The organism is Kineococcus sp. GCM10028916, from assembly GCF_042674865.1.
Lineage (GTDB): Bacteria > Actinomycetota > Actinomycetes > Actinomycetales > Kineococcaceae > Kineococcus.
Window position 1 is genome coordinate 305,624 of record NZ_JBHTFM010000001.1, and the last position, 22,799, is coordinate 328,422.

At 74.5% G+C, this 22,799-nt stretch carries 23 protein-coding genes and 1 pseudogene; 11 read left to right on the forward strand and 13 right to left on the reverse strand.

Annotated features, from left to right (window positions below; translation table 11 throughout):
* Positions 1-3 precede the first annotated feature (3 nt).
* Complete coding sequence (glgC, locus tag ACFQ46_RS01470; protein ID WP_380256473.1) at positions 4-1,242, reverse strand: glucose-1-phosphate adenylyltransferase; 1,239 nt, start codon at positions 1,240-1,242, stop codon at positions 4-6.
* Between the two features lie 59 nt (positions 1,243-1,301).
* Between glgC and glgA the strand changes: the two genes are divergently transcribed.
* The gene (gene glgA / locus ACFQ46_RS01475; protein WP_380256475.1) at positions 1,302-2,492 is read left to right on the forward strand and encodes a glycogen synthase; all 1,191 of its coding nucleotides are present in this window, start codon (positions 1,302-1,304) and stop codon (positions 2,490-2,492) included.
* Positions 2,493-2,511: 19 nt separating this feature from the next.
* Here the strand turns inward: glgA and ACFQ46_RS01480 are convergent, their stop codons facing one another.
* The 3 genes and pseudogenes from ACFQ46_RS01480 to ACFQ46_RS01490 form a co-directional block, all read right to left on the reverse strand.
* Positions 2,512-3,450, reverse strand: coding sequence for a phosphotransferase enzyme family protein (locus tag ACFQ46_RS01480; RefSeq protein ID WP_380256477.1), 939 nt, complete (start codon positions 3,448-3,450; stop codon positions 2,512-2,514).
* A gap of 158 nt (positions 3,451-3,608) precedes the next feature.
* A pseudogene (locus ACFQ46_RS01485) lies at positions 3,609-4,594 on the reverse strand (epimerase).
* On the reverse strand, positions 4,591-5,586 hold the full coding sequence (locus tag ACFQ46_RS01490; protein WP_380256479.1) for a BadF/BadG/BcrA/BcrD ATPase family protein: 996 nt from the start codon (positions 5,584-5,586) through the stop codon (positions 4,591-4,593). The pseudogene ACFQ46_RS01485 and the gene ACFQ46_RS01490 overlap by 4 nt, the downstream one beginning before the upstream one ends.
* 155 nt (positions 5,587-5,741) lie before the next feature.
* Between ACFQ46_RS01490 and ACFQ46_RS01495 the strand changes: the two genes are divergently transcribed.
* On the forward strand, positions 5,742-6,821 hold the full coding sequence (locus ACFQ46_RS01495) for a type III polyketide synthase (protein WP_380256481.1): 1,080 nt from the start codon (positions 5,742-5,744) through the stop codon (positions 6,819-6,821).
* On the forward strand, positions 6,818-7,378 hold the full coding sequence (locus ACFQ46_RS01500; RefSeq protein ID WP_380156503.1) for an isoprenylcysteine carboxyl methyltransferase family protein: 561 nt from the start codon (positions 6,818-6,820) through the stop codon (positions 7,376-7,378). Before ACFQ46_RS01495 ends, ACFQ46_RS01500 begins: the two co-directional genes overlap by 4 nt.
* Here ACFQ46_RS01500 and ACFQ46_RS01505 read toward each other — a convergent pair.
* On the reverse strand, positions 7,269-8,579 hold the full coding sequence (locus ACFQ46_RS01505; protein ID WP_380256483.1) for an MFS transporter: 1,311 nt from the start codon (positions 8,577-8,579) through the stop codon (positions 7,269-7,271). The genes ACFQ46_RS01500 and ACFQ46_RS01505 overlap by 110 nt on opposite strands.
* Before the next feature lie 98 nt (positions 8,580-8,677).
* Complete coding sequence (locus ACFQ46_RS01510; RefSeq protein ID WP_328296027.1) at positions 8,678-9,508, reverse strand: hypothetical protein; 831 nt, start codon at positions 9,506-9,508, stop codon at positions 8,678-8,680.
* A gap of 58 nt (positions 9,509-9,566) precedes the next feature.
* Here ACFQ46_RS01510 and ACFQ46_RS01515 point away from each other — a divergent pair, with 58 nt between their 5' ends.
* On the forward strand, positions 9,567-10,373 hold the full coding sequence (locus ACFQ46_RS01515) for an ABC transporter ATP-binding protein (RefSeq protein WP_380256485.1): 807 nt from the start codon (positions 9,567-9,569) through the stop codon (positions 10,371-10,373).
* A 10-nt stretch (positions 10,374-10,383) separates the two neighbouring features.
* On the opposite strand, the gene ACFQ46_RS01520 is transcribed toward ACFQ46_RS01515, so the two are convergent.
* Both ACFQ46_RS01520 and ACFQ46_RS01525 read right to left on the reverse strand, forming a co-directional pair.
* Positions 10,384-11,055, reverse strand: coding sequence for a pyridoxal 5'-phosphate synthase (locus ACFQ46_RS01520; protein ID WP_380256487.1), 672 nt, complete (start codon positions 11,053-11,055; stop codon positions 10,384-10,386).
* 34 nt (positions 11,056-11,089) lie between these two features.
* Positions 11,090-11,884, reverse strand: coding sequence for a phosphotransferase (locus ACFQ46_RS01525; protein ID WP_380256489.1), 795 nt, complete (start codon positions 11,882-11,884; stop codon positions 11,090-11,092).
* A gap of 83 nt (positions 11,885-11,967) precedes the next feature.
* On the opposite strand from ACFQ46_RS01525, the gene ACFQ46_RS01530 reads away from it, so the two are divergent.
* Positions 11,968-12,474: a sigma-70 family RNA polymerase sigma factor gene (locus ACFQ46_RS01530; RefSeq protein WP_328296031.1), complete on the forward strand. Its 507-nt coding sequence runs from the start codon at positions 11,968-11,970 to the stop codon at positions 12,472-12,474.
* Complete coding sequence (locus ACFQ46_RS01535) at positions 12,474-13,220, forward strand: zf-HC2 domain-containing protein (protein WP_380256491.1); 747 nt, start codon at positions 12,474-12,476, stop codon at positions 13,218-13,220. Before ACFQ46_RS01530 ends, ACFQ46_RS01535 begins: the two co-directional genes overlap by 1 nt.
* On the opposite strand, the gene ACFQ46_RS01540 is transcribed toward ACFQ46_RS01535, so the two are convergent.
* Positions 13,207-14,328 carry a lytic murein transglycosylase gene (locus ACFQ46_RS01540; protein WP_380256493.1) on the reverse strand — a complete coding sequence of 374 codons (1,122 nt, stop codon included), beginning with the start codon at positions 14,326-14,328 and terminating at the stop codon, positions 13,207-13,209. The genes ACFQ46_RS01535 and ACFQ46_RS01540 overlap by 14 nt on opposite strands.
* A 241-nt stretch (positions 14,329-14,569) precedes the next feature.
* On the opposite strand from ACFQ46_RS01540, the gene ACFQ46_RS01545 reads away from it, so the two are divergent.
* Both ACFQ46_RS01545 and ACFQ46_RS01550 read left to right on the forward strand, forming a co-directional pair.
* Positions 14,570-15,679, forward strand: coding sequence for an EAL domain-containing protein (locus tag ACFQ46_RS01545; protein ID WP_380256495.1), 1,110 nt, complete (start codon positions 14,570-14,572; stop codon positions 15,677-15,679).
* A complete protein-coding gene (locus ACFQ46_RS01550; protein WP_380256497.1) occupies positions 15,676-15,849 on the forward strand; it encodes a DUF1059 domain-containing protein in 174 nt (57 codons plus the stop codon). Before ACFQ46_RS01545 ends, ACFQ46_RS01550 begins: the two co-directional genes overlap by 4 nt.
* 24 nt (positions 15,850-15,873) lie before the next feature.
* Here the strand turns inward: ACFQ46_RS01550 and ACFQ46_RS01555 are convergent, their stop codons facing one another.
* Complete coding sequence (locus tag ACFQ46_RS01555) at positions 15,874-16,341, reverse strand: PPOX class F420-dependent oxidoreductase (protein WP_380256499.1); 468 nt, start codon at positions 16,339-16,341, stop codon at positions 15,874-15,876.
* Between the two features lie 132 nt (positions 16,342-16,473).
* Here ACFQ46_RS01555 and ACFQ46_RS01560 point away from each other — a divergent pair, with 132 nt between their 5' ends.
* Complete coding sequence (locus ACFQ46_RS01560; protein ID WP_380256788.1) at positions 16,474-17,793, forward strand: amino acid permease; 1,320 nt, start codon at positions 16,474-16,476, stop codon at positions 17,791-17,793.
* A 438-nt stretch (positions 17,794-18,231) separates the two neighbouring features.
* Here the strand turns inward: ACFQ46_RS01560 and ACFQ46_RS01565 are convergent, their stop codons facing one another.
* Together ACFQ46_RS01565 and ACFQ46_RS01570 are read right to left on the reverse strand one after the other, a co-directional pair.
* A complete protein-coding gene (locus tag ACFQ46_RS01565; protein ID WP_380256501.1) occupies positions 18,232-18,690 on the reverse strand; it encodes a MarR family winged helix-turn-helix transcriptional regulator in 459 nt (152 codons plus the stop codon).
* Positions 18,691-18,717: 27 nt separating this feature from the next.
* On the reverse strand, positions 18,718-20,121 hold the full coding sequence (locus ACFQ46_RS01570) for a hypothetical protein (RefSeq protein WP_380256503.1): 1,404 nt from the start codon (positions 20,119-20,121) through the stop codon (positions 18,718-18,720).
* A 115-nt stretch (positions 20,122-20,236) separates the two neighbouring features.
* Here ACFQ46_RS01570 and ACFQ46_RS01575 point away from each other — a divergent pair, with 115 nt between their 5' ends.
* On the forward strand, positions 20,237-20,653 hold the full coding sequence (locus ACFQ46_RS01575; protein WP_380256505.1) for a VOC family protein: 417 nt from the start codon (positions 20,237-20,239) through the stop codon (positions 20,651-20,653).
* Positions 20,654-20,708: 55 nt separating this feature from the next.
* The gene (locus ACFQ46_RS01580; RefSeq protein WP_380256507.1) at positions 20,709-21,386 is read left to right on the forward strand and encodes a response regulator transcription factor; all 678 of its coding nucleotides are present in this window, start codon (positions 20,709-20,711) and stop codon (positions 21,384-21,386) included.
* Here ACFQ46_RS01580 and ACFQ46_RS01585 read toward each other — a convergent pair.
* The gene (locus tag ACFQ46_RS01585; protein ID WP_380256509.1) at positions 21,359-22,765 is read right to left on the reverse strand and encodes an ATP-binding protein; all 1,407 of its coding nucleotides are present in this window, start codon (positions 22,763-22,765) and stop codon (positions 21,359-21,361) included. The two genes, ACFQ46_RS01580 and ACFQ46_RS01585, sit on opposite strands and share 28 nt — an antisense overlap.
* Between the last annotated feature and the right edge of the window lie 34 nt (positions 22,766-22,799).

Genomic DNA, 22,799 nt, shown 5'->3' on the forward strand with positions numbered 1-22,799 from the left:
GGATCAGCTCGGGATCGTCTGGCCCTTGCCGACGACCGTGATGCCCGAGTCGGTCACGTGGAAACCCCGGGCCCGGTCCTCGTCGGGATCGACGCCGATCCGCGCGTCCTCGGGGATCGTGACGAACTTGTCGACGATGGCCCGCTGCACGACGGCGTGACGCCCGACCTGGACCCCGTCCATCAGGACGGACTCGCTGACGTGGGCCCAGGAGTCGAGGCGCACGTTGGGCGAGACCACCGACTTCTCCACCAGCGCACCGGAGACGACGGTGCCCTGGGAGATGATGGAGTTCACCGCGTGGCCGTAGGTGCCCTGCCAGCCGTGCACGAACTTCGCCGGCGGGTAGTAGTCCTGCGCGGTGATGATGGGCCACTCGTAGTTGTAGAGGTTGAACACCGGCAGCACCGAGATGAGGTCCATCTGGGCCTCGAAGTAGGAGTCGAGCGTCCCCACGTCGCGCCAGTACGCGCGGTCGCGGTCGGTGGCCCCGGGGACCTCGTTGTCCTTGAAGTCGTAGACCGAGGCCTGCCCGCGCGAGACGAAGTCGGGGACGATGTCGCCGCCCATGTCGTGCTTGGAGCCCTCGTCCTCGGAGTCGCGGGTCACCGCGTCCACGAGCGCGTCGGCCGTGAAGACGTAGTTGCCCATCGAGGCCAGGACCTCGTGCGGGGAGTCCTCCAGACCCTGCGGGTCCTTCGGCTTCTCCAGGAACTCGGCGATCTTGTTCGAACCCGGTTCGGTCTGGATGACCCCGAACTGGTCGGCGAGGGAGATGGGCTGGCGGATGGCCGCCACGGTGCACGGCGAGCCGGAGGCGATGTGGGCCTCCACCATCTGGGAGAAGTCCATCCGGTAGACGTGGTCGGCACCGACCACGACGACGATGTCGGGACGCTCGTCGGAGATGAGGTTCATGGACTGGTAGATGGCGTCCGCCGACCCCAGGTACCACCGCTTGCCGACCCGCTGCTGCGCGGGCACGGAGGCGATGTAGGACCCGAAGAGGTTCGACATCCGCCACGACTGGGAGATGTGCCGGTCCAGGGAGTGGGACTTGTACTGCGTCAGGACGACGATCTTGCGGTACCCGGCGTTCACCAGGTTGGAGAGGGCGAAGTCGATGAGCCGGTACGTCCCCCCGAACGGGACGGCGGGTTTGGCCCGGTCGGCGGTGAGCGGCATGAGCCGCTTCCCCTCCCCGCCGGCGAGGACGATCGCGAGGACGTTCGGTGTGGCCACGAGGGGCACGATAGGCCCCGCTACGGTGGCGTGCCCACCATGTACGGGAAGGAAGTTCGATGCGTGTCGACCTGCTGACGAAGGAGTACCCGCCGGAGATCTACGGCGGAGCGGGAGTTCACGTCGAGGAACTGGTGAAAGCACTGCGTTCCGTGCCCGACGGACCCGAGGTCGCCGTCCGCTGCTTCGGCGCGCCCCGCACCGAGCCCGGCGCGACCGCCTACCCCGAACCGGCGACGCTGGAGGGGGCCAACGCGGCCCTGCGGACCCTCGGCGTCGACCTCGCGATGGCCCAGGACGTCGCCGGCGCCGACGTCGTGCACTCCCACACCTGGTACGCCAACATGGCCGGCCACCTGGCCTCCCTGCTGCACGGCGTCCCGCACGTCGTCTCCGCCCACAGCCTGGAACCGCTGCGGCCGTGGAAGGCCGAGCAGCTGGGCGGCGGCTACCGCGTGTCCAGCTGGGCCGAGAAGACCGCCTTCGAGGCCGCCGCGGCCGTCATCGCCGTCAGCGCCGGCATGCGCGCCGACATCCTGCGCAGCTACCCGGCCCTGGACCCCGCCCGCGTCCACGTCGTCCACAACGGCATCGACGCCTCCGAGTGGGTCCCCGTCGAGGGCCGTGACCTGGTGCGGGCCAACGGGGTCGATCCCGACCGCCCCAGCGTGGTCTTCGTCGGGCGCATCACCCGTCAGAAGGGGCTGCCGCACCTGCTGCGGGCCTGCGCCCAGCTCCCGCCGGAGGTGCAGCTCGTCCTGTGCGCCGGGGCTCCCGACACCCCCGAGATCGCCGCCGAGGTGGCCGGGCTCGTCGCCGAACTGCAGAAGACCCGCGAGGGCGTCGTCTGGCTCGACCGCCACCTGAGCCGTCCCGAACTCCTCGAGCACCTCTCGCAGGCGACGGTGTTCGTCTGCCCCTCCGTCTACGAGCCCCTGGGCATCGTCAACCTCGAGGCGATGGCCTGCGGCGCAGCCGTCGTCGGCACCGCCACCGGCGGCATCCCCGAGGTCGTCGAGGACGGCGTGACCGGCTGGCTGGTCCCCATCGAGCAGGTCACCGACGGCACCGGCGCCCCCGTCGACCCCGAGAAGTTCGTCGCCGACCTCGCCGCGACCCTCACCGACGCCGTCTCCGACCCCGAGCGGGCCCGTACCCGCGGTGCCGCCGGCCGGGCCCGCGCGGTCGAGCACTTCTCCTGGGACGCCATCGCGGCCCGGACCCTGGAGGTCTACCGCTCGGTCCGCTGAGCCGCCCCGGTGCGCGGCGTCACAGGCCGAGGGCCCACCCCGCCGCGTCACCGGGACCGCGGACCGCCATCACCCCCTGCCACAGCACGAGGACCTCCAGCCAGCGCGCTTCCTCGGGGCTCAGGGGCCGGACCGCTTCGTAGCCCGCGCGCAAGGCCGTCCGCACCGGCGGCGACGTGGGACCCCAGTCGGTGAACCGGGTGGCCAGGTAGACGCTGGCTTTGGCGAGGTCGCCCACCCGGTGGTCCACCCGCACCTCGTCGAAGTCGAGCACGCCGACGACCTCGGAGTCCCGGGTGAGCAGGTTCGCGGCCCGGAAGTCGTCGTGCACGTACTGCGGTCGCTCGCTCAGCGGGGGAGCCGTGGCGAGGAGGGTGGCCAGGCGCGTCGAGGCCGCCGGGACGAAGCCCGGGTCCGCGGAGCGCAGCCAGGCCTCGACGCGCTCGTGCAGCGGGGTCGCGGCGCCGTCGGTGGGCGGCGGGAAGGCGGCGTGCACCCTGGCCAGCCACGACCCGGCGGAGCGGACCGCGGCGAGGTCGTCCACGTCCAGCCAGTCGCCGGTGAGCTCGGGGAGGACGGCGACCGAGAGCTCGCCCAGCGGGCCCGGCAGCACCACCCGGTCGTCCCCGTCGCGGGTCGCGAGCGGCGCCGCGACCGGGATCCCCTGGCGGGCGAGGTCGCGCAGCAGCCGGGTGGAGGTGTCCAACCGCGCGAAGCGTCCGGTGTCGCAGGACCACTTCACGACCAGGTCACCCCGGTCGGAGGTGGCCCAGGCGATGACGTTCCGGTCGCTGATCACCAACCGCGGGCACGCGTGGACGGTGGTGCCCCAGGTCCCCGCGAGGGCGGCGCTCAGCCAGTCCGCCGCCGCGTCGACGCCGTCGAACCCGAAGCGTTCGTGCAGCGCGGGTCCCGGATCGCACGGCTCCCACAGCATGGACAACCCCGTCGGCAGCACGACCCGGACCGTAGTGCGTCCCCAGTCGCCGGCCGCGGTGCCACGCACGAGGCATGACCGGCACCGGTCGGGAGTCGCGCATCGCGCTGGTGCCGGACCGCGACGTCAGCCTCGTCCTCCGACGGGTGGGGTGACCCGCGAACTCCTGCGGGCGGTGCTCAACCGCTGCGTGCCGAGGTCCTGAGTTCCCGGGCGCGGGACGCGAGGTCCGCCGCCGCGGGTCGCCACCGCGGGTGGGTGAAGGTGAAACCCGCGTCCAGCAACCGGCCCGGGACCACCCGCCGGCTCTTCAGCAGCAGTTCCGCGTCGGTGCCGAGCACGAACGCGCCGAGCCGGGCCATCGACGCGGTGGCCGGGACCGCGACGCGGGAACCCCACGCCGCGCGCAGGTCCCGCATCAGCTCCCGCTGCGGCACGGGCTGCGGGGCGCAGAGGTTCACCGGCCCGTCGAGGTCGTCGCGCGCGAGCAGGAACTCCACGGCCCGCACCACGTCGTCGCCGTGGATCCACGAGACGTACTGGTGACCACCGGCGACGCCCCGCCCACCCCGAGGCGGGCCATCCCCGAGAGGTAGTCGAAGACCCCGCCGCGGTCGGGGGTCATGACCATCGCGGCCCGCAACGCGACCTGGCGGGTGCGCGGGGTGGGGGAGTCGGCCTGGGCCTGTTCCCAGCGGCGGGCGATGTGCACGCTGTACTCCCAGTAGAGCGGGACGTCGGGTTCCTCACCACCGATGATCCCGTTCGCCTCGTCGTGCGCGAGGTCGTCGGGCCGGGACCGCGCGTCGGCGTAGATGGTGGCCGTGCTCATCTGCAACCAGACCCGCGGGGGTTCCCGGGTTCCCGCGATCGCCGCACCGACGACCCGGGTCGAGTCCATCCGGGAGTTCATCATCTCGCGCAGGTTCGCGTCGGTGTAGCGGCAGCTGACGGTGCGCCCCGCGAGGTTCACGACGGCGTCGGCCCCCTCGAACTCACGCGACCAGGGGCCGAGGGTCCGTCCGTCCCAGAGCACGTGCCGCACCCCGGGTTCCAGGACCTCCGGGCGTCGGCTGAGCACCACCACCTCGGCATCGCGGGCGAGCAACGCGCGGCGCAGCAGCGCGCCGACCTGGCCGGTGCCGCCCGGGAGAACGATCTTCACCCCGACGAACCTAGCCGCCGCACCACCTCGGGGCCGAGCGGGGCGCCGAGGCGCCGCAGGGCCAGGAACCCGGCGCCGCCCAAGGGGTCCAGCGCGGGTGGCGCCAGGTGCACGGGGGTGGCGCCGGGGACGTCGAGCGCGGCGTCGAGACGCGTCGAGAACGCGGGGTCGAGAGCGAGGGAGCCGGCGAGGCTCACCGGGACGGGGGTGTCGCGCAGGAGGGGCGCGAGCAGGAGCACACCGTCGGCGGTGACGTCGGCCAGCCTCCGCAGGGCGCGATCCGCCAGGGGTGACGTGTCGGCGAGTTTGGTGACAACGGGGGCGAAGCTCCCGAACGCGCGTTTGACGTCGTTGTGGGCGACGTCGTCCTGCTGCCGGAGCGCCAGGCGCAGGGCGTCGACGTCCGCGGCGCCCCAGTGCTCCAGGACCCGCGCGACGAGTTCTCCGTCCGCCGGTTCCGCCCTCCCGGCGAGGACCTGGTGCACGACGTCGAAGGCGACGTGGCGGGCGGCACCGGCGTAGTGCTGGAACTGCCCGCTCTCGACCTCGACGCCGTTCTCGTCGATCGCCAGGACCATCGAACCGGTACCGGCGACCACGACGATCCCGGCCTGGTCGAGCAACGCCCCGCGGTGCGCCACGACGGCGTCGTTGACGAACGTCCGGGGGCAGTCGAGGAGGTCCAGCGGGTAGAACGACGCGGCCCACGCCCCGTCGCGACCGACCCCCTGGTTGGACCCGGGCCGGCCGATCCCCGCCACCCCGGCGGTGAGCCCCCGCGCCGCGGCCGGATCGAGTCCCCCCGACGTCAGCGCGGCGGAGACCGCATCGGTGAGGTTCCGGGCCGCGTCGTCGTCGTGGTGCGCCGCACCCGCCGCGCCGGTGGCGGAGGACAGCAGCGTTCCGTCGAGGGCGTAGCAGCCGACCCGGGTCGCGGTTCCCCCGGCGTCGACGGCCACGACGAACGGCGGGGTGGAGGACGGCGTCGTCACGATCGGGAACCCTAGCGAGCCGGGTCAGGAGGACGGGTCCTCGGACGAGGTCGAGCGGAGTCCGGCCACGACGTCGTCCACCCCCGCGACGACGTCCCGGCCACCGCCGGACCCTCGGTCCTGCGCCCGGGCGGTGCGGGTGCGAGCATCGCCGCGTGACGTCACGCCTCCGGAACCCCTCCCGCGTGCTGGCCACCGAGCCGGTCCTGCCGGCCCACCGCCACACCCAGGCCGAGATCACCGACACCCTGGCCCCGCTGCTGTCCCGCCCCGGCCGGCACCGGGAACTGATGCGGCGCCTGCACGGCGCCGCGGGCGTCGACTTCCGGCACCTGGCGCTGCCGCTGTCGGACTACCCCGAGCTGGTCACCCGGCCCGACGCCTTCGACGCCACCAACGCCGCCTTCGCCCAGATCGCCCTCGACCTCGCCGAACGCGCCGTCAAGGGAGCCCTCGCCGCCGCGGGCCTGCAGCCGGAGGACGTCGACGTCCTGCTCTTCACCACCGTCACCGGCGTCGCCGCGCCCTCCGTCGACGCCCTGCTCGTCGAGCGCGTCGGCCTGCGCCCCGACGTCGTGCGCTGGCCCGGGTTCGGGCTCGGCTGCGCCGGGGGAGCGGCCGGGCTGGCCCGCCTCGACGACCACCTGGCCGGCCACCCCGACGCCGTCGGCCTGCTCGTCAGCGTCGAACTGTGCTCCCTCACCCTGCAGCCGGACGACCCCTCCACGGCGAACCTCGTCGCCAGCGGGTTGTTCGGCGACGGAGCCACCGCCGTCGTCCTCGCCGGTGCCGAGCGCGCGGGGGGACGTCCCGGCTGGGACGTGCTGGAGCACACCTCCCGGTTGCTGCCGGGCAGCGCCGACGCCCTCGGCTGGCAGATCGGCTCGAAGGGGTTCCGGATCGTCCTCTCCGCCGGGCTCCCGCAGGTCCTGCGCGCCCACGTCGGCGACGACGTCCGCGCCTTCCTCCACCCCCACGGCGGGGTCGCCGGCGTCGACGAGTGGGTGGTGCACCCCGGTGGGCCGAAGGTCCTCGACGCCGTCGTGGCGGCCCTGGACCTGCCGCCCGACGCCCTCGACGCGAGCCGGGCGGCGTTGCGCGCCAGCGGGAACCTCTCCAGCTCCGCGGTGCTGCACGTCCTCGCCGACACCGAGCGCACCCCCGGGCGACGGGCCCTCGTCCTGGGCGTCGGACCCGGCGTCAGCACCGAGACCCTGCTGCTGGAGGCCCGGTGAGCACCTGGCTCTTCGCCGCCCTCGTCCTGGCGACGGGGTTCGAGCGCATCGCGGAACTCGTCGTGTCCACCCGCCACGCCCGGTGGTCCTTCGCGCGGGGCGGCGTGGAGTCCGGTCGCGGCCACTTCCCGCCCATGGTGGTCCTGCACACCGGGCTGCTGCTGGCCTGCCTGGTCGAGGTCCTCGCCGCCGACCGGCCCTTCGTCCCCGCCCTCGGCTGGCCGATGCTCGTCCTCGTCCTGGCCGCGCAGGGCCTGCGCTGGTGGTGCATCACGGCGCTGGGGCCGCAGTGGAACACCCGGGTCATCGTCGTCCCCGGTCTCACCCTGGTCGCCCGGGGTCCCTACCGGTGGCTGCGCCACCCCAACTACGTCGTCGTCGTGCTGGAGGGGTTCGCTCTGCCGCTGGTGCACACGGCGTGGGTCACGGCGCTCGCCTTCACCGTCCTCAACGCGGTGCTGCTGCTGGGGTTCCGGCTGCCGGCCGAGAACCGCGCGCTCGCGGCCCTGTCACGGCCGTCGACGCCACCGCAGCGATCAGGCACAGCGCCCCGCTGACCAGGAACGCGCCGCGGTAGTCGCCGGTCTCGTCGCGCACCACACCCGCGACGAACGCCATGACCGCCGCGCCGAGCTGGTGGGAGGCGAAGACCCAGCCGAAGACGACCGGACCTGCGTCGCCGAAGTGCTTGCGCGCCAACGCGATCGTCGGCGGCACGGTGGCGATCCAGTCCAGCCCGTAGAACACCACGAACACCCACGTCGCCGGTTGCACCCCCGGGGAGAGCACGCTCGGCAGCAGCAGCAGCGACACCCCGCGCAGCGCGTAGTAGGCCAGCAGCAGGAACCGGGGGTCGACCCGGTCGGTCAGCCAGCCCGACGCGATCGTCCCCGCCACGTCGAAGAGCCCGACGAGGGCCAGCAGCGACGCGGCCGTCGTCGCCGGCATCCCGTGGTCGTGGGCGGCGGAGACGAAGTGCGTCCCGATGAGTCCGTTCGTCGACGCGCCGCAGATCGCGAAACCCAGCGCGAGGAACCAGAACGCCCGGGAACGCACCGCGACCCGCAGCGCGCCCAGCGCTCCCAACGCCCGCGCCGGGACGTCGACCGCGCTCGTCCCGCCGTAGGGCAGGACGCCCCGGTCGGCGGGGTGCTCGTGCAGGCGCAGCACCACCAGCGGGACCACGACCAGCGCGACCGCCGCGATGACCAGGCACGGGGTGCGCCAGCCGTGGGCCTGCGCCAGGCGCGCCACCAGCGGCAGGAACACCAGCTGACCCGCCGAGGCCGCCGCGGCGAGCAGGCCCGTCACCAGGCCCCGGCGCAGCACGAACCAGCGCCCCACGACCGTCGCCGCCAACGACATCGCCATCGCCCCCGTGCCGAGACCGACGAGGACACCCCACGTCGCCACCAGCTGCCAGCGGGCCTCGACGAAGGCCGACCCCGCCGACCCGGCCGCGACCAGCAGCAACGCGACCGCGACGACGCGCTGCACCCCGAAGCGCTGCATCAGCGCCGCCGCGAACGGGGCGATGAGGCCGTAGAGGACGAGGTTCACGCTGACCGCGGCCGAGATCGACGCCGTCGACCAGCCGAACTCCGCGGAGATCGGGTCGATGAGGGTCGCCGGGACGGAACGGAAGGCGCCGGCGGCCAGCAGCGTCGCGAAGGTGACGGCCGCGACGGTCCACGCCGGGTGGACGCGGCGTCTCGAGGACGCGGGGGAGGACGCGGAGGAGGTGGTGCGGGTGCTCACGGCGCCATCGTGGCGCACCCCGCGACCCGCCGGGAGCGCTCCGAGGGGACACCCACCGTCGAGATCCGGCCAGCCCGGGCTACGTAGGTCAGGGCCGGTCAGGGACGGGCGGGCTCCGTGTGGGCGTTCACGGCCGCGACCAGGGCGCGGCGGGCGACCCCGGCGACCTCGCGCAGCGCCTGCGCCCGTGACGTCGCCTCCAGGCTGGTGATGGCGGCCCCGTCGTCCTCGGTGGCCAGGTCGACGATCGCGAGGACCCGCGCGGCGGTCTGCAGGACCCGCATCGCCCTCGGGGAGGTGTCGGCGGGGACGGCGTCGCGGGCCAGGCCCCCGTCGCGCACCGCGGCGATCCGGTCCGCGGCGTCCTCGCGCCAGCGCGCCACGTCCAGGGTCGCCAGCGCCTGGGTCGCGGTGGCGAGCGCGACCCGCAGTTCGCGCTCGGACTCCGCGACGCTGGAACTCTCCGGCGCCCGGCGCGGTGCGGCGCCGAGCACGGTCCAGGTGACCAGGGCCCCCGGCTCCCAGACCGACCCGAACTCCGTGACCTCCGGGACCAGGGCCCAGCGCGTGTCGTGCCCGCCGAGCTCGGCGACGACGCACTCGCCGACCTCGAGGGCGGTGACGTTCACGGCGGCCGGTCCGGGCAGTCCGCGGGGGTCCCCGGGCACGGGCAGCGCCAGCAGCAACCGGCCCCCGCCCGGTGCGGCGTGGGCGCACTCGGCCAGCGCCGCCAGCAGGGTCGTCACGTCGTCGGGGGTCCCGCCCGCGCCGGGCAGCCCGGGCAGGGTGGGCGCGGACTCCGCGAAGGAGACCGTGTGGGGTTCGTCGTCGCGCACGACCGCGGCGACCGCGGACTCCAGCGAGGCGTTCGCGCTCAGCACACCCGTTCCCCAGGCGGCCAACCGCGCGGAGCGGGGCAGGTCCAGCACGCCGGAAGCCTACGACCCGCGCGGGCCCGCTCCCACCTGGGTCGTTAGGGTCGCCCGCATGACCAGCGACCCCAGCCGAGTCCCAGCGTCGGTGCTGGACCTGTCCGCGGTGACCGTCCGGCGCGGGACCAGCGTCCTGCTGGACGCCGTCGACCTCGCCGTGGAGGAGGGCGAACGCTGGGTCGTCCTGGGCCCCAACGGCGCGGGGAAGTCGACCCTGCTCTCCATCGCCGCCGGGCGGTTGTTCCCCACCTCGGGGACCGTCGGCATCCTCGGTGAGACCCTCGGCCGCGTCGACGTCTTCGAGCTGCGCCCGCGCATCGGCCTGGCCAGCACCGCGCTCGGCAACTCCGTCCCCGGCCAGGAACGCGTCCGCGACGTCGTCGTCACCGCCGCCTACGGCGTCACCGGCCGCTGGCGCGAGGAGTACGACCCCGACGACGAGGCCCGCGCGCAGGAACTGCTCGCCCTGCTCGGCGTCGCCCACCTCGCCGACCGCGCCTTCGCCACCCTCAGCGACGGTGAACGCAAGCGCACCCAGATCGCCCGGGCCCTCATGACCGACCCCGAGCTGCTGCTGCTCGACGAACCGGCCGGCGGGCTCGACCTCGGCGGCCGGGAGGACCTGCTGCGCCGCCTCACCGCCCTCGCCGGCGACCCCGCGGCCCCCACGACCGTGCTGGTCACCCACCACGTCGAGGAGATCCCCGTCGGGACCACCCACGCGCTGCTGCTGCGCGAGGGGGCCCGGGTCGCGGGCGGTCCCGTCGAGGACGTCCTCACCTCCGCGACGCTGTCGCAGACCTTCGGGCTCGCCCTCGACGTCGAGCACCGCGACGGCAGGTTCTCCGCCCGGGCGCTCTAGCTCCGCCCGCTCAGGGGCGCAGGAGTTCCGTGGCGTAGCCGGACTCGTCGCGGGAGTAGCGCAGACGGACGTGGTGACCGTCGCGGGCGGCCTGGAAGAACTCCATCCGACCCGCGTCGACCCCCCACAACCGCCACGTGGGTGCCGCGGCCGGTCCGGCGCCCTCGAGCTCCAGCAGCTCCGTCGGGTCACCCAGGGCGTTGGAGAGCCACTCCTCGTCGTGCAGCGGCCCGCTCTGGCGGTCCACCAGCAGCTCGGCGCGTTCGTGGGCGCTGAGCCGCTCGAACGCCGCCGCCGTGCGCGCCTCCCCGGCGGGGCGGACCGTGCCGCGCACCCGCACCTGACGACCCTGCAGCGGCCAGTGGAAGACCAGCGCCGCCACCGGGACCCGGCCCAGCTGCTTGCCCTTGGGGCTCGACTCGCTCGCCGCGACCCAGAACGCCGCGTCGTCGACGTCCTCCAGGACGGTGACCCGCGCGTCGGGACGGCCCGCCGCGTCGACCGTCGCCAGCGTCATCACGTGCGGCGCGGGCGCACCGCGGTCCACCGCCTCGCGCAGCCACCGCACGAACAGCTCGACGGGATCCGCCGGGGCGGTGTCGGGGTCGAAGAGGGGTCCCTGCGGTTCCGGCCAGGCCAACCCGGCCAGGAAGTGTCGAAGGTCCGCGCCACCCGAGCTCACCCCGCGACGGTACCCGCGCCCACGCCGTGCCCCGTCACGGACCCACGTCCCACAACGCCCGGTAGTAGTCGCTGCGGACCGGGTCCGAGTCCACCCCGTAGGCCGCCAGGAACGTCGCGTCCCACCCCGGCCCGTAGTTCCAGCCCAGGCTCATCGTCGCCACCGCCAGGTCCGCCCACCGGTCCGCCACCCCCAGCCCACCCAGGTCCACGTGCGCCACCGCCTCCCCGGAGCCCTCGGCCAGCAACGTGTTCGGCGCGCACGCGTCGCCGTGGCAGACCACGAGGCGGTCCACCGGCGGCGGCTGCGGCAACCCGCTGACGTCCCCCACGGCGCGCGCCAGCCGGTGGGGGACACCCCAGTCGAAGGGGCACCGCGCCACCGGCAGGGTCTCGTGGAGTCGACGCAGACCCCGCCCCAGCGAGACCACCGCCACCTCCGGGCGCGCCCGCCAGTCCGGGTCGACCGCCGTGCGCCCCGGCAACCCCCGCGTCACCAGCCACTCCCCGTCCGCGCAGGAGCCGTGCTCCAGCACCTCCGGCACCGCCAGCCACCGGATCGCCCACCGCGCCCGCTCCGCCTCCGCCGCCAGGTGCCCGCCCATCCGCGCGGGTGCCCACTTGCAGAACACCGCCGACCCCTGCAGCGGGAAGGTGATGCCGCCCGCCGCGTTCACCCACACCGCCGGCAGTTCCCGCGCCCCCGCCGGCGCCCCCCAGCGGCCCACCACCTCCCGCAACGGCTCCGGCACCGGAACCGGCCCGACCGGCACCTGGACCCCGCGCCACGACTCCCCGGACGATTCCCCAGACGGTTCTCGCTCACCCACACGCCCACCCTAGGAACCCCGTCGAACCGTTTCCGGTGCTGTCTCGTGGTGTCCTCGGAGAGAGCACGAGGAGGAGAACAGCGATGACCGATGCCGACGAGGAGCTCGTGCGGGCCCTGCACGACGAGCACGCCGGCGCCCTGTGGGGCTACGTCGTCTCCCTCACCGGCGACCGCGTCAGCGCCCACGACGTCGTCCAGGAGACCCTCCTGCGCGCCTGGCGGCACCCCGAGTCCCTCGACCCCGAACGCGGCTCCACCCGCGCCTGGCTCTTCACCGTCGCCCGCCGCCTCGTCATCGACGACTGGCGCTCGGCCCGCAACCGCCGCGAGAGCGTCCACGCCGAGGTCCCCGACCGCGTCGTCGTCGACGAGTCCGAGCAGGTCCTCCAGCAGTGGGTCGTCGCCCAGGCCCTCACCCGTCTCTCCGCCGAGCACCGCGCCGTCCTGCGCGAGTGCTACTTCCAGGGCCGCTCCGTCGCCGAGGCCTCCCGCGCCCTCGGCATCCCCGAGGGAACTGTGAAGTCCCGCACCCACTACGCCCTGATGAACCTCAGACTGGCCCTGCAGGAGATGGGGGTGAGCCGCTGATGACCGGCCACCCCGCGCACGACGACGACTTCACCACCACCGCGGGTCCCTACGTCCTCGGCGCCCTCTCCCCGGGCGAGCGCGCCGGGTTCGAGACCCACCTGCGCACCTGCCCCGACTGCCGGCGCGCCGTCGAGGAACTCGCCGGACTCCCCGGGCTGCTCTCCCGCACCCCCCGCGAGGTCGTCGACGCCCTCGGCGAGGACGACCCCGTCGCCGTCCTGCGCGAGCGCGGCCACGGCGAGGAAGCCGTCCCCGACACCGTCCTGCCCGCGCTGCTGCGCGCCGTGCGCCGGCACCGCACCACCCGCCGGGCGGCGCTCGCGGGCGGACTCGCCGCGGCCGCGGCCCTCGTCTCCGCGCTCGTCTGGCGCGACGGCGACCAGGCCGGCACGTCCACCCCCGTCGCGGGCGCGGCACCCGGCGCCACCAGCGGCGACGTGCAGCAGATGGACCCGTTGCTGCCCGTGCCGATCACCGCGACCGTCCAGCTCACCGAGGTCGGCTGGGGCACCCAGGTCGACCTGGTGTGCGCCTACGCCCAGGCCGCGGCCGAGGACCCCTTCCCCTACGCGCTGGTCATCGTCGACGCCGCGGGCACCACCCAGCAGGTCGGGACCTGGACCGCCATCCCCGGCCGCGACGCCAGGCTGAGCGGCGCGACGTCGTGGACGCGGTCCCAGATCGCCCGGGTCGAGGTGCAGACCCTGAGCGGGACGGCCGTGCTGCGGCTCACGGAGACGTGAGGGAGGCGCTCCCGGTGAGCTCGTCGGCGACCCGCTGGACCATGGCGACGTACCAGTCGGCGTGGTTGTAGCGGAACAACGCGCCGGCCTCACCGTCGCGTCCCTGCCCACCGCCGTTGGCGCACAGGTACTTCGCGGCGCTGAACACCGCGTCGGCGGGGTCCTGGACGTCGACGGTCCCGTCGTCGTCGCCGTCCACGCCGTAGCTGGCGAAGGTGGCGGGCATGAACTGCATGGGGCCCCGCGCGCCGGCGGAGCTCGGGCCGACGTTCACCCCGTGACCGCTCTCCACCTGACCCACCGCCGCCAGCAGTTCCGGGCGCATCCCCGCGCAGGTCGCCGCCGCGCGGCGGTAGAGGTCGTCGTAGTCGGCCGGGACGGACCGCGCGTGCACCCCCTCGGCCGAGCTGGTGGCGGCGGCGTTCAGCGCCGCCGCGCGGGCCTGGGCGGCGGCCAGTGCGGCGGCCGCGTCCTCGGCGGCCTGCAGGGAGGCGGCCTCCGCGGTGAGGGCCTGCAGCCGTTGCTGCGCGCCGGCCAGGGCGTCGGTCATCGCGCTCACCTGCGCGGCGACGTCGCGCAGTCCGGCGACCGCCGCGACGGCACCCCCGTCGGCCTGCTGGGCGTCCTCGCGGGCGGAGGCGGCCCGTGTCCGCGCCGCCGCGTCGACCGCGTCGTCGACCCGGCGGGCCGCGCTCAGGCCGGCCAGCGCCACCGTCGGGTCCGCCCCGTGGGTGAGCGACGTCAACAGCGCGAGCCCGCGACCGGCCCCGCCCACGACCCCGCCGTCGATGTAGATGGAGCGCACCCGCTGGGCGGTGCGGGTGCGGGCCGTGTCGGCGGCGCGCTCCTCGTGGTCGGCCTGCACCTGCGCCCCGATGCTCGAGCTCACCGCGTTCGCGACGTCGCTCCGCTGCCGCACGAGGGCCTCCTGGGCCGCGGTGACCCGCTCACCAGCCCGCTGGACGGCCTGGGCGGCCGCCGCGGCCTCCTGGCGCGCCTGCGCCGCCGTGCCGGGGTCGGCCAGGGCGGGGGCGGCACCGGCGAGCCCACCGGCGCCGAGGCCGAGGCCGAGGACCAGCACCAGCGCGGGGAGCGATCGACGGTTCACCCGGAGGTGATCGACGGCCCCCGGGTCGTTCTTGAGACACGGACTTCATCAGCGGGGTGTAGTCGAGCGGTTACCGCTATATGCTCCCTCGACGCTGCGACGGATCTGCACCGTTCCCTCACGGACGAGGGTTCGTTCACAGCGTGATGGGGTATCTGCCACCGAGAGTGATGGTTCAGGGGGAGGTGGCGCTGTGGGTGGGGTCACGCACCGCGCGCGGTGGAACCGGAGACTCGACGCCGTGTGCGGGGACCCGAGCCTGTTCCGCCTCGTCCTGCACCCCGTCGTCGACGTCGCCGCGGGCCGCGTCGCCGGCTACGAGGTGCTGAGCCGCTTCCCCTCCACCATCCCCACCGAGGACTGGTTCGTCGCGGCGCGCACCCTCGAGCGCGACGCCGACCTCGACAAGGTCGTGCTGCGTGGCGCGCTGCGCCTGCTGGACCGCCTGCCCCACGGGGCCTTCCTCACCGTCAACGCCAGCCCGACCTCCCTCTCCGACCCCGAGGTGATGTCGATCCTGCGGGCGCAGGACCTCACCGGCGTCGTGCTGGAACTCACCGAGCACGCGGCCTGCGACCCCCGCGACCTCGTCGAGCCGCTCGCGGTGCTGCGGGCCCGGGGGGCCATCGTCGCCCTCGACGACGTCGGGACCGGGCACTCGGGACTGCTGCGGATGGCCGTGGTGCGCCCGGAGATCCTCAAGATCGACCTGCAGCTGGTCCGGGGCCTCGAGGAGGACCTCGTCAAACGGTCGCTGGTGCAGTTCCTCGGCGAGTGCGCCGGACGCCTCGACGCCTGGATCATCGCCGAGGGCGTGGAGACCGTCGCCGAGCTCGACGTGCTGCGGGGGATGGGTGTCCCCCTGGTCCAGGGGTTCCTGCTGGCCCGCCCGGGCGACGACTTCGCCGGTCTGGGGACGGAGGCGCTGCGGATGCTGCACCGCCCCGAACGTCCCGCTCTCGACCCCGTCCGTCGCAGCGGTGACCTCGCTCGGCGCACCAAGACCTCCCGCAGCGTCTCCGCCGCGGTGCGGGTCGCCGTCGAGGACTGCGCCCCCGTCGTCGTCGTCGACGTCGAGGACGTGCCCCGGGTCATCGTCCTGCCCGGTCACCGCCCGGGGGAGCGGCCCCGCGTCGAACCCGTGGACATCCGCCTCGCGCCGGAGACGCCGGTGTCCGAGGCCGCGGGACGGGCCCTGGCCCGGGCCGCCGGCGTCCGCTTCGACCCGCTGGTCTGCACGGACTCCACCGGCCGCTACATCGGGGTCGTGGGCGTCGAGGACGTGGTCCTCGACCTCGCCGCCGACCCGACGGCCGGCTACCGGCGCCAGCCGTGGAGGATGGGTGCGTGAAGGCCTTCCGCTGCGGTGACGTCGTGCCGGGGTGCAACCGCGAGTTCCTCGGGGTCGACCGCGCCGACATCCTGGCCCAGGTCGCCGCCCACGCCCGCGAGGACCACCACGTCGACGTGGACGACGCCCTGGTGCGCGCCGTCGAGGCGAACCTGCACGACGAGGTCTGAGCCCCCGCCGCTCAGCCGCGCCGCTCAGTCGGCCAGGCGCGCCGGGAAACCACCCGTCGCGATCGGGCCCCACCGCCGGATCGTCATCCGCAGCAGCGACTTCCCCTGGTCGCGCATGGCCTGGCGGTACTCCTCCCAGTCGGGGTGCTCGCCGGAGATGCAGCGGAAGTAGTCCACCAGCGGCTCGATCGCGTCCTCACCGTCGAGGACCTCGAACTCGCCGTCCAGCTGGACCCAGGCGTCGCCGAAGTCGTCGGAGAGGACCAGCGCCGAACCTTTCGGGTCGCGGCGGGCGTTGCCGGCCTTCGCGCGGTCGGGGTAGGTGGAGACGACGAGGCGTCCCTGCTCGTCGATCCCCGCGGTCACCGGCGACATCTGCGGTGAACCGTCGGAGCGGGTGGTGGTGAGGACCACGTGGTGGCGGGTGCGGACGAAGTCCAGCAGTTCGGGCAGTTCGACACGACGGGACGTGGCGATGGTTCGCGGACTCATGGGTCGGGACGCTACCGTGAGCCGCCGTTTCGCACAGCCGAGGAGCAGCTCCGCACTCGAGAGGTCGACACCGTGACAACCACGCAGGAACAGCAGGGGCTGGGCACCGGGCTCAAACCCCGCCACATCACGATGATCTCCATCGCCGGAGTCATCGGGGCGGGCCTCTTCGTCGGGTCCAAGTCGGCCATCGCCGAAGCGGGCCCGGGGGTGCTCCTCTCCTACGCCCTCGCCGGGACGCTCGTCGTGCTGGTGATGCGCATGCTCGGGGAGATGGCCACCGCCAACCCCGACACCGGGTCCTTCTCCACCTACGCCGACCGCGCGATGGGACGCTGGGCCGGGTTCAGCGTCGGCTGGCTGTACTGGTGGTTCTGGGTCCTCGTCATCCCCGTCGAGGCGACCGCGGCCGCGAACATCCTCAGCAACTGGATCGGTGCCCCGCAATGGGTCTGGGCGTTGCTGGTGACGCTCGCCCTCACCGCCTCCAACCTGGCCAGCGTCGGCAACTACGGCGAGTTCGAGTTCTGGTTCGCCGGGGTGAAGGTCGTCGCCATCGTCGGGTTCATCGTCGTCGGCCTGCTGGCCATCTTCGGGGTGCTGCCCGGCACCGACGTCAGCGGGACACCCGGGTTCTCCCTCACCGGGGACGCGGGCGGTTTCCTGCCCAAGGGCTTCTCCGCCGTCCTCGCGGGGATGCTGCTGACGATGTTCAGCTTCATGGGCACCGAGATCGTCACCATCGCCGCCGCGGAATCCCCCGACCCGCAGAAGGGGGTCCGTCGTGCGGTGAACTCCGTGATCGGGCGGATCGGACTGTTCTACCTGGGCTCCATCTTCATCGTGGTCGCCCTGGTCCCGTGGAACTCCAGCCAGCTCGAGGAGGGCGGCTCCTTCCAGACCACCCTGGAGACCATCGGCATCCCCGGCGCCGGCGCCATCATGGACGTCGTCATCCTCACCGCCGTCGCCAGCTGCCTCAACTCCGCCCTCTACACCGCCTCCCGGATGGTCTTCTCCCTCTCCCGGCGCGGGGACGCACCCGTGTGGTTGTCGCACGTCTCCCGCCGCGGCGTGCCCTACCCGGCGATCCTCATCTCCACCGTCGTGGGTTTCGTCGCCGTCATCGGCAACTACGTCCTGCCGGACACGATCTTCAACTACCTCCTCGCCACCAGCGGTGCCCTCGCCCTGGTCATCTACGCCTTCATCGCGCTGAGCCAGGTCGTCGTGCGCCGTCGCCTCGACGCCGCGGGGGAGCGCCCCGTGGTGCGGATGTGGCTCTTCCCCTGGCTGACCTACGCCACCATCGCCTTCATCGCCGTCGTGCTGATCCTCATGGTCGTGCTCCCCGGGCAGCGGGTGCAGCTCGGCCTCTCGCTGGTGCTGACCGCGGGGGTCGTCGCCGTCGGGGTGCGCCACCAGCGCAAGGCCGCCCCGGTCCGGGAGTGAACGCGGCGGGCGGGGCAGGTCGAGCGCTGGACACCACCGGCCTCCAGCCGCTCTACCTGCTGCGCCCGCCGGTCCTCGCCCGGCGGGTCCTGGCCGGGGTGGTGGGCGCCCTCACCGGGTCCACGGTCCTCCGCCTGCTCGACCACCCCCGCGACCCCGGGGCCCAGGGGTTCGCGATCGCCCTCCTCGCCGTGGTAGCGGCCGTGCTGGTGCTGCGTAGGCGCTACCCCGCCGCGGTCCTGGTCGCGGCGGACGGTGTCCGCCTGCGCACCGGGTGGCGCTTCGGCCCGCTCGTCCCGTGGTCGCAGGTCGCCGACGTCCGCCCCGCCGGGCGGTGGGACGAGGAACCCTCGATCCGCCTGCCCCAGGGCGGGCACCTGCGTCGCCGATCGCTCGCGGGGATGCCCGACGAGGACGTGCAGCGCCTCGCCGCGGCCTTCAGGAGCTCCGCTCGGGTTCCTCCAGGGACCGGACCATGCTCCGCAGGGCGCGCGCCGCCGCCGCCTGCTCCTCCCCGGTCATCCCACCCAGCATCCTGACCTCCACGGCGCGCACGGCGGCGCTCGCCGTCGCCAACCGCTGCCGTCCCAGGGGGGTGAGTCGCGTGGGGAGGGCCTTGCCGACCGGGGCCTGCGTCGCCCGGCTCACCGAGCCGTCGCGTTCCAGCGCGTGGAGCAGGACGTTCATCGACTGCCGGGTCACGAACGTGCCGCGGGCGAGGTCGGAGTTGGACAGGTCGGGGCGCTGGGCCAGCAGTTCCAGGCAGGAGTAGTGCGTCACCGTCATGCCGAGCGGTCGCAGCACCGCCTCCAGAGCCGCGCGCAGGGCGTTGGCGGCCTCCTTCAGCAGGTAGCCCAGGGACGTGTCCAGGTCGATGCCGGCGTCACCCTCATCCATGTCAGCATCCTGACACGTGAGGTGCGGTCAGGCCCGGGCCGGGGTGAAGAGCACGAACGCCTGCTCAGGGTGGTCGGGGAACGGCGGGAGCTGACCCGTCCGGGTCGCCTCAAGGTCGACCCCGCCGGCGAGGAACACGCTCTCCCCGGTCCACACCGCGGTGGCACCACCCCGACGCTGCCACGGACCGTCGGGCACCGTGCGCCAGGTGCCCGCCGCCGGGTCGAACGCCGCGCCCAACGGGCCCGTCGCGGGGTTGCACCGGCCGCCGTAGGCGAACTCCGGGTCGTCGCGACCGTTCCCGTCGATGCACATCCCCGTGTCCCGTCCCCGGCGTGCCCCACCCCACACCAGCAGCTCCGCACCGGTCCAGGCCAGCGCAGGCCCACCCTGGGGTGACCACGTGCAGATCTCGTCCAACGGGCCCGAGGGCGCCGCCGTCCACCGGTCCACGACGGGGTCGTAGGAGCTGACCCCGGCCTCGACGTCGAACGTCAGCAGCCGCTCACCCGTCCACACGGCGCGCACCGCCGGGCCGGCCAGCGGGCCGGGATCCAGCGTCCGCCACACCGAGCGGGCCGGGTCGAAGGCCAACCCCACGACCAGCGCCTCCCCCGTCGAGACGTGGCCCATCACCAGCCACTCCGACCCCGTCCACCAGCTCTCCACCGCCGACCAGGACAGCGGGGCGGCGGGCGGCGTCCAGGGCGGCTCCGGGAGCCGCGTCCAGGAGGAGTCGCCCAGTCCCAGGCTCCACGCCCCCGCCGTCGCCGACCACGCGAACAGCTGACCCGTCGCACCGCCTTCCGCGCCACCGGCCCACACGCTGGCGTCCACCGTCGTCCCCACCGGCCACGGCAGGTCCGGCCGGCGCGTCCACGTCCCCGGACCCGTCGGCGAGGGGGTGAACGACGCGACGTCCAGGAACCCCGCGGGCCGCGCCTCGCACGCCGCCCACGGGTCGAGTCCACCGACCAGGACCGCGCACGACCCCGTCCACCACAGCCGCGCCTGCGCGCGGGCCGCGACCGGCGCCGGCGCCAGCACGTCCCACGAGCCGGCCCCGTCGGCCCCCGGGGTCCAGGCGGCCCCGTCGCCGGTGAGGGCGAGGGCACACCCGTCACGGAACGGCGTGCACCCGCCCCACACCAGGACCTGGCTGCCCGTCCACACCGCCGCCTGCCCGGCGCGCAGGACGGGAACCTGCAGGGGCGCGGCGGGCAACGGCGTCCACCCCCGCACGTCCGGTGCGGGTGGCCCACCACCGGCCCGGGCCGGGACGGCAGGGGAGGCAGGGGAGGCGTCGCCGGCGTCGTCCTCGCGGCAGGCGGTGAGGGACAGCACCGCCGCCACCGCCGCCAGCGGCGCCGCGCGCAGCACCGCCCGCCGTCCCGGGTACGGCCCGGGCGGGACCCCTCCGCCGCGGCTCACCCGACCAGACTGCCCCACCCGCGCCGGATCCGTCCTGCGCGCGCACCCACCGATGAGTTCCACCACCCCACCCGGTCATCACGACACCACCCGCACCAGCGACTGGAGACCCGCCATGACCACCCCCGCGCCCCCCGGCCGCACCTTCTTCGTCACCCTGCCCGTTGCCGACGTGGCCCGCAGCCAAGACTTCTTCTCCCGACTGGGCTTCACGTTCGACCCCGACTTCGCCGACGGGCACGGCGCCTGCCTGCTCGTCGGCGACCACGCCCGCGTCATGCTCGCCGACCGCGCCCGGTTCGCGGAGCTCTCCAAGCTCCCCCCGGGCGACCCCACCACCCACGCCCTGGCGCTGTACTGCTTCACCGTCGCCACCCGGGAGGACGTCGACACCGTCGCCGACGCCGCCCTCGCCGCCGGCGGCGTCGAGGCCGACGGGCTCGAGGACTTCGGCTTCATGCTCACCCGCAGCTTCTTCGACCTCGACGGCCACGGCTGGCAGGTGATGTGGACGAACCCTGCGGCCGGGTGAGCCGCCGACGTCGTGAGGTCTGAACGTCGAGGCTCACCGCGGCTACCCTGCAGACGTGCGGGTGCTCCTGGTCGAGGACGAGACCCTCCTCGCCGACACCGTCCGGCGCGGCCTCAGCGTCGAGGGCATCACCGTCGACGTCGCCCACGACGGCACCACCGGCTACCACCGCGCCACCACCGCCGGCTACGACGTCCTCGTCCTCGACCTCATGCTCCCCGGCCGCAACGGCTACGAGATCTGCCGCGACCTGCGCACCGCCGGCGTCTGGACCCCCGTCCTGATCCTCACCGCCAAGGACGGCGAGTACGACCAGGTCGACGCCTTCGACCTCGGCGCCGACGACTACCTCACCAAACCCTTCTCCTTCCCCGTCCTGCTCGCCCACCTGCGCGCCCTGCACCGCCGCGGCGCCCCCGAACGCCCCGCCGTCCTCACCGCCGGCGACCTCTCCCTCGACCCCGCCACCCGCCGCGTCGTCCGCGGCGCGACCCCCCTCACCCTCACCCCCCGCGAGTTCGCCCTCCTGGAGTTCCTGCTCCGCCACCGCGACCAGGTCGTGGCCAAACCCGACATCCTCCGCGCCGTCTGGGACCCCGACGTCACCACCGACCCCAACGTCGTCGAGGTCTACGTCCGCTACCTGCGCCTCAAGATCGACCTCCCCTTCCAGCGCCACGCCCTGCAGACCGTCCGCGGCGCCGGCTACCGCCTCGCCGCCGACGGCGGCTGAGGACCACCCGCGGGCAGGCGCACCTCCACCACGCACCCCCCACCCCGGCGCTCGCGGACGCTCACGCAACCGCCGTGCGCGGCGGCGGTCTCCGCGACGATCGCCAGGCCCAGTCCCGTTCCGCCCGAACCTCGTCCGCGGCTCCCGTCGAGGCGCACGAACCGTTCGAAGACGCGGGCACGGTCCCCCTCGGGGATGCCGGGCCCGTCGTCGCCCACCCGCAGGACGGCGACGTCGCCCTCCTGCGCCACCTCCAGCTCCACGCGGGAGGTGGCGTGGCGCACGGCGTTGTCGGTGAGGTTGCGCAGGGCGCGGGCCAGCGCGAGCGGATCGCCGAGGACGCGCACGGGCACGATCACGGCCTGCACCGTGCGGCCGCTGACGCTGCGCAGGCGGGTCGTCTCGACCTCGACCACCTCGTCGAGGTCGACCTCCTGCGGGACGAGCAGGAGGCGGCCCTCGTCGGCGCGGGCCAGGGCGAGGAGGTCGGCGACCAGCGTCTCCAGCCGTCCGCTCTCCGAGGCCACCAGGGTTGTGAACTCCGCCAGGCTGCCCCCGGACCCCGCCCACACCTCCGCGGCGGCGCGCAGGGTGGCGACGGGGCTGCGCAGTTCGTGGCTGGCGTCGGCGACGAAGCGCCGCTGGCCGGCCTGGGCCGCCTCCAGCCGGGCCAGCATCTCGTTCATCGTCACCGCGAGCCGGCTCACCTCGTCCTCGCCCGCGGGGACCGGGACCCGCCCGTCGAGGCCCCGGGCGCTGATGCCCTCGACCCTGGCCCGGATCGCCTCCACCGGACGCAGCGAACGGCCCACGAAGGTCCAGGTCGCGACGCCGATCGCGCACAGCAGCAGCGGGGACCCGACGCCCAGCAGGACCCCCGCCCACCGCAGCACCCGGTCGGCGTCGGCGGTCGACTCGGCGACCACGACGTGGAAGTCCCGGTCCTCCACGTCCGCGCCGAGCACGGTCACGACCCAGCGGTGGTCCTCGCCCAGGGCGGGGAGGCGCACGACCTCGTGCTCGACGCGTGCCGAGGCCGGGCGCAACGCCGTCAGCGCGGGCAGGCCCGCGAGACGGGCGCTGCGGGCCACGACGTCGCCGTCGGCGTCGAGGACCTGGATGTGCGAGCCGCGGTCGGCCTGCGCGCCGACGGCGGTGTCCAGCGTCTGTCGTGCGGTGGCGTCCGATCCGCTCAGCGCGGCCGTCGTGACCGAGAGCCGCACCAGCCGCGCCTGGACGGAGCCGGTCTCCTGCTCGCCGGAGTACAGCGTCGAGCGCAGCAGCACCAGACCCGTCACGGCCCCGGCGAGCACGAGGACCGCGAGCAGCGCCGTCGCCGCCACCGTCGAGCGGACGCGGACCCCTGCGCTTCGCCACACCCGACCAGTCTCACCCGCCGTGCGGGGGCCCCGG

Bases quoted from the DNA above. Each gene is read 5' to 3' on its own strand.
- glgA (WP_380256475.1), top strand. From the start codon at position 1,302: ATGCGTGTCGACCTGCTGACGAAGGAGTACCCGCCGGAGATCTACGGC.
- ACFQ46_RS01515 (WP_380256485.1), top strand. From the start codon at position 9,567: ATGACCAGCGACCCCAGCCGAGTCCCAGCGTCGGTGCTGGACCTGTCC.
- ACFQ46_RS01530 (WP_328296031.1), top strand. From the start codon at position 11,968: ATGACCGATGCCGACGAGGAGCTCGTGCGGGCCCTGCACGACGAGCAC.
- ACFQ46_RS01535 (WP_380256491.1), top strand. From the start codon at position 12,474: ATGACCGGCCACCCCGCGCACGACGACGACTTCACCACCACCGCGGGT.
- ACFQ46_RS01555 (WP_380256499.1), bottom strand. From the start codon at position 16,341: ATGAGTCCGCGAACCATCGCCACGTCCCGTCGTGTCGAACTGCCCGAA.
- ACFQ46_RS01560 (WP_380256788.1), top strand. From the start codon at position 16,474: ATGATCTCCATCGCCGGAGTCATCGGGGCGGGCCTCTTCGTCGGGTCC.
- ACFQ46_RS01565 (WP_380256501.1), bottom strand. From the start codon at position 18,690: ATGGATGAGGGTGACGCCGGCATCGACCTGGACACGTCCCTGGGCTAC.
- ACFQ46_RS01575 (WP_380256505.1), top strand. From the start codon at position 20,237: ATGACCACCCCCGCGCCCCCCGGCCGCACCTTCTTCGTCACCCTGCCC.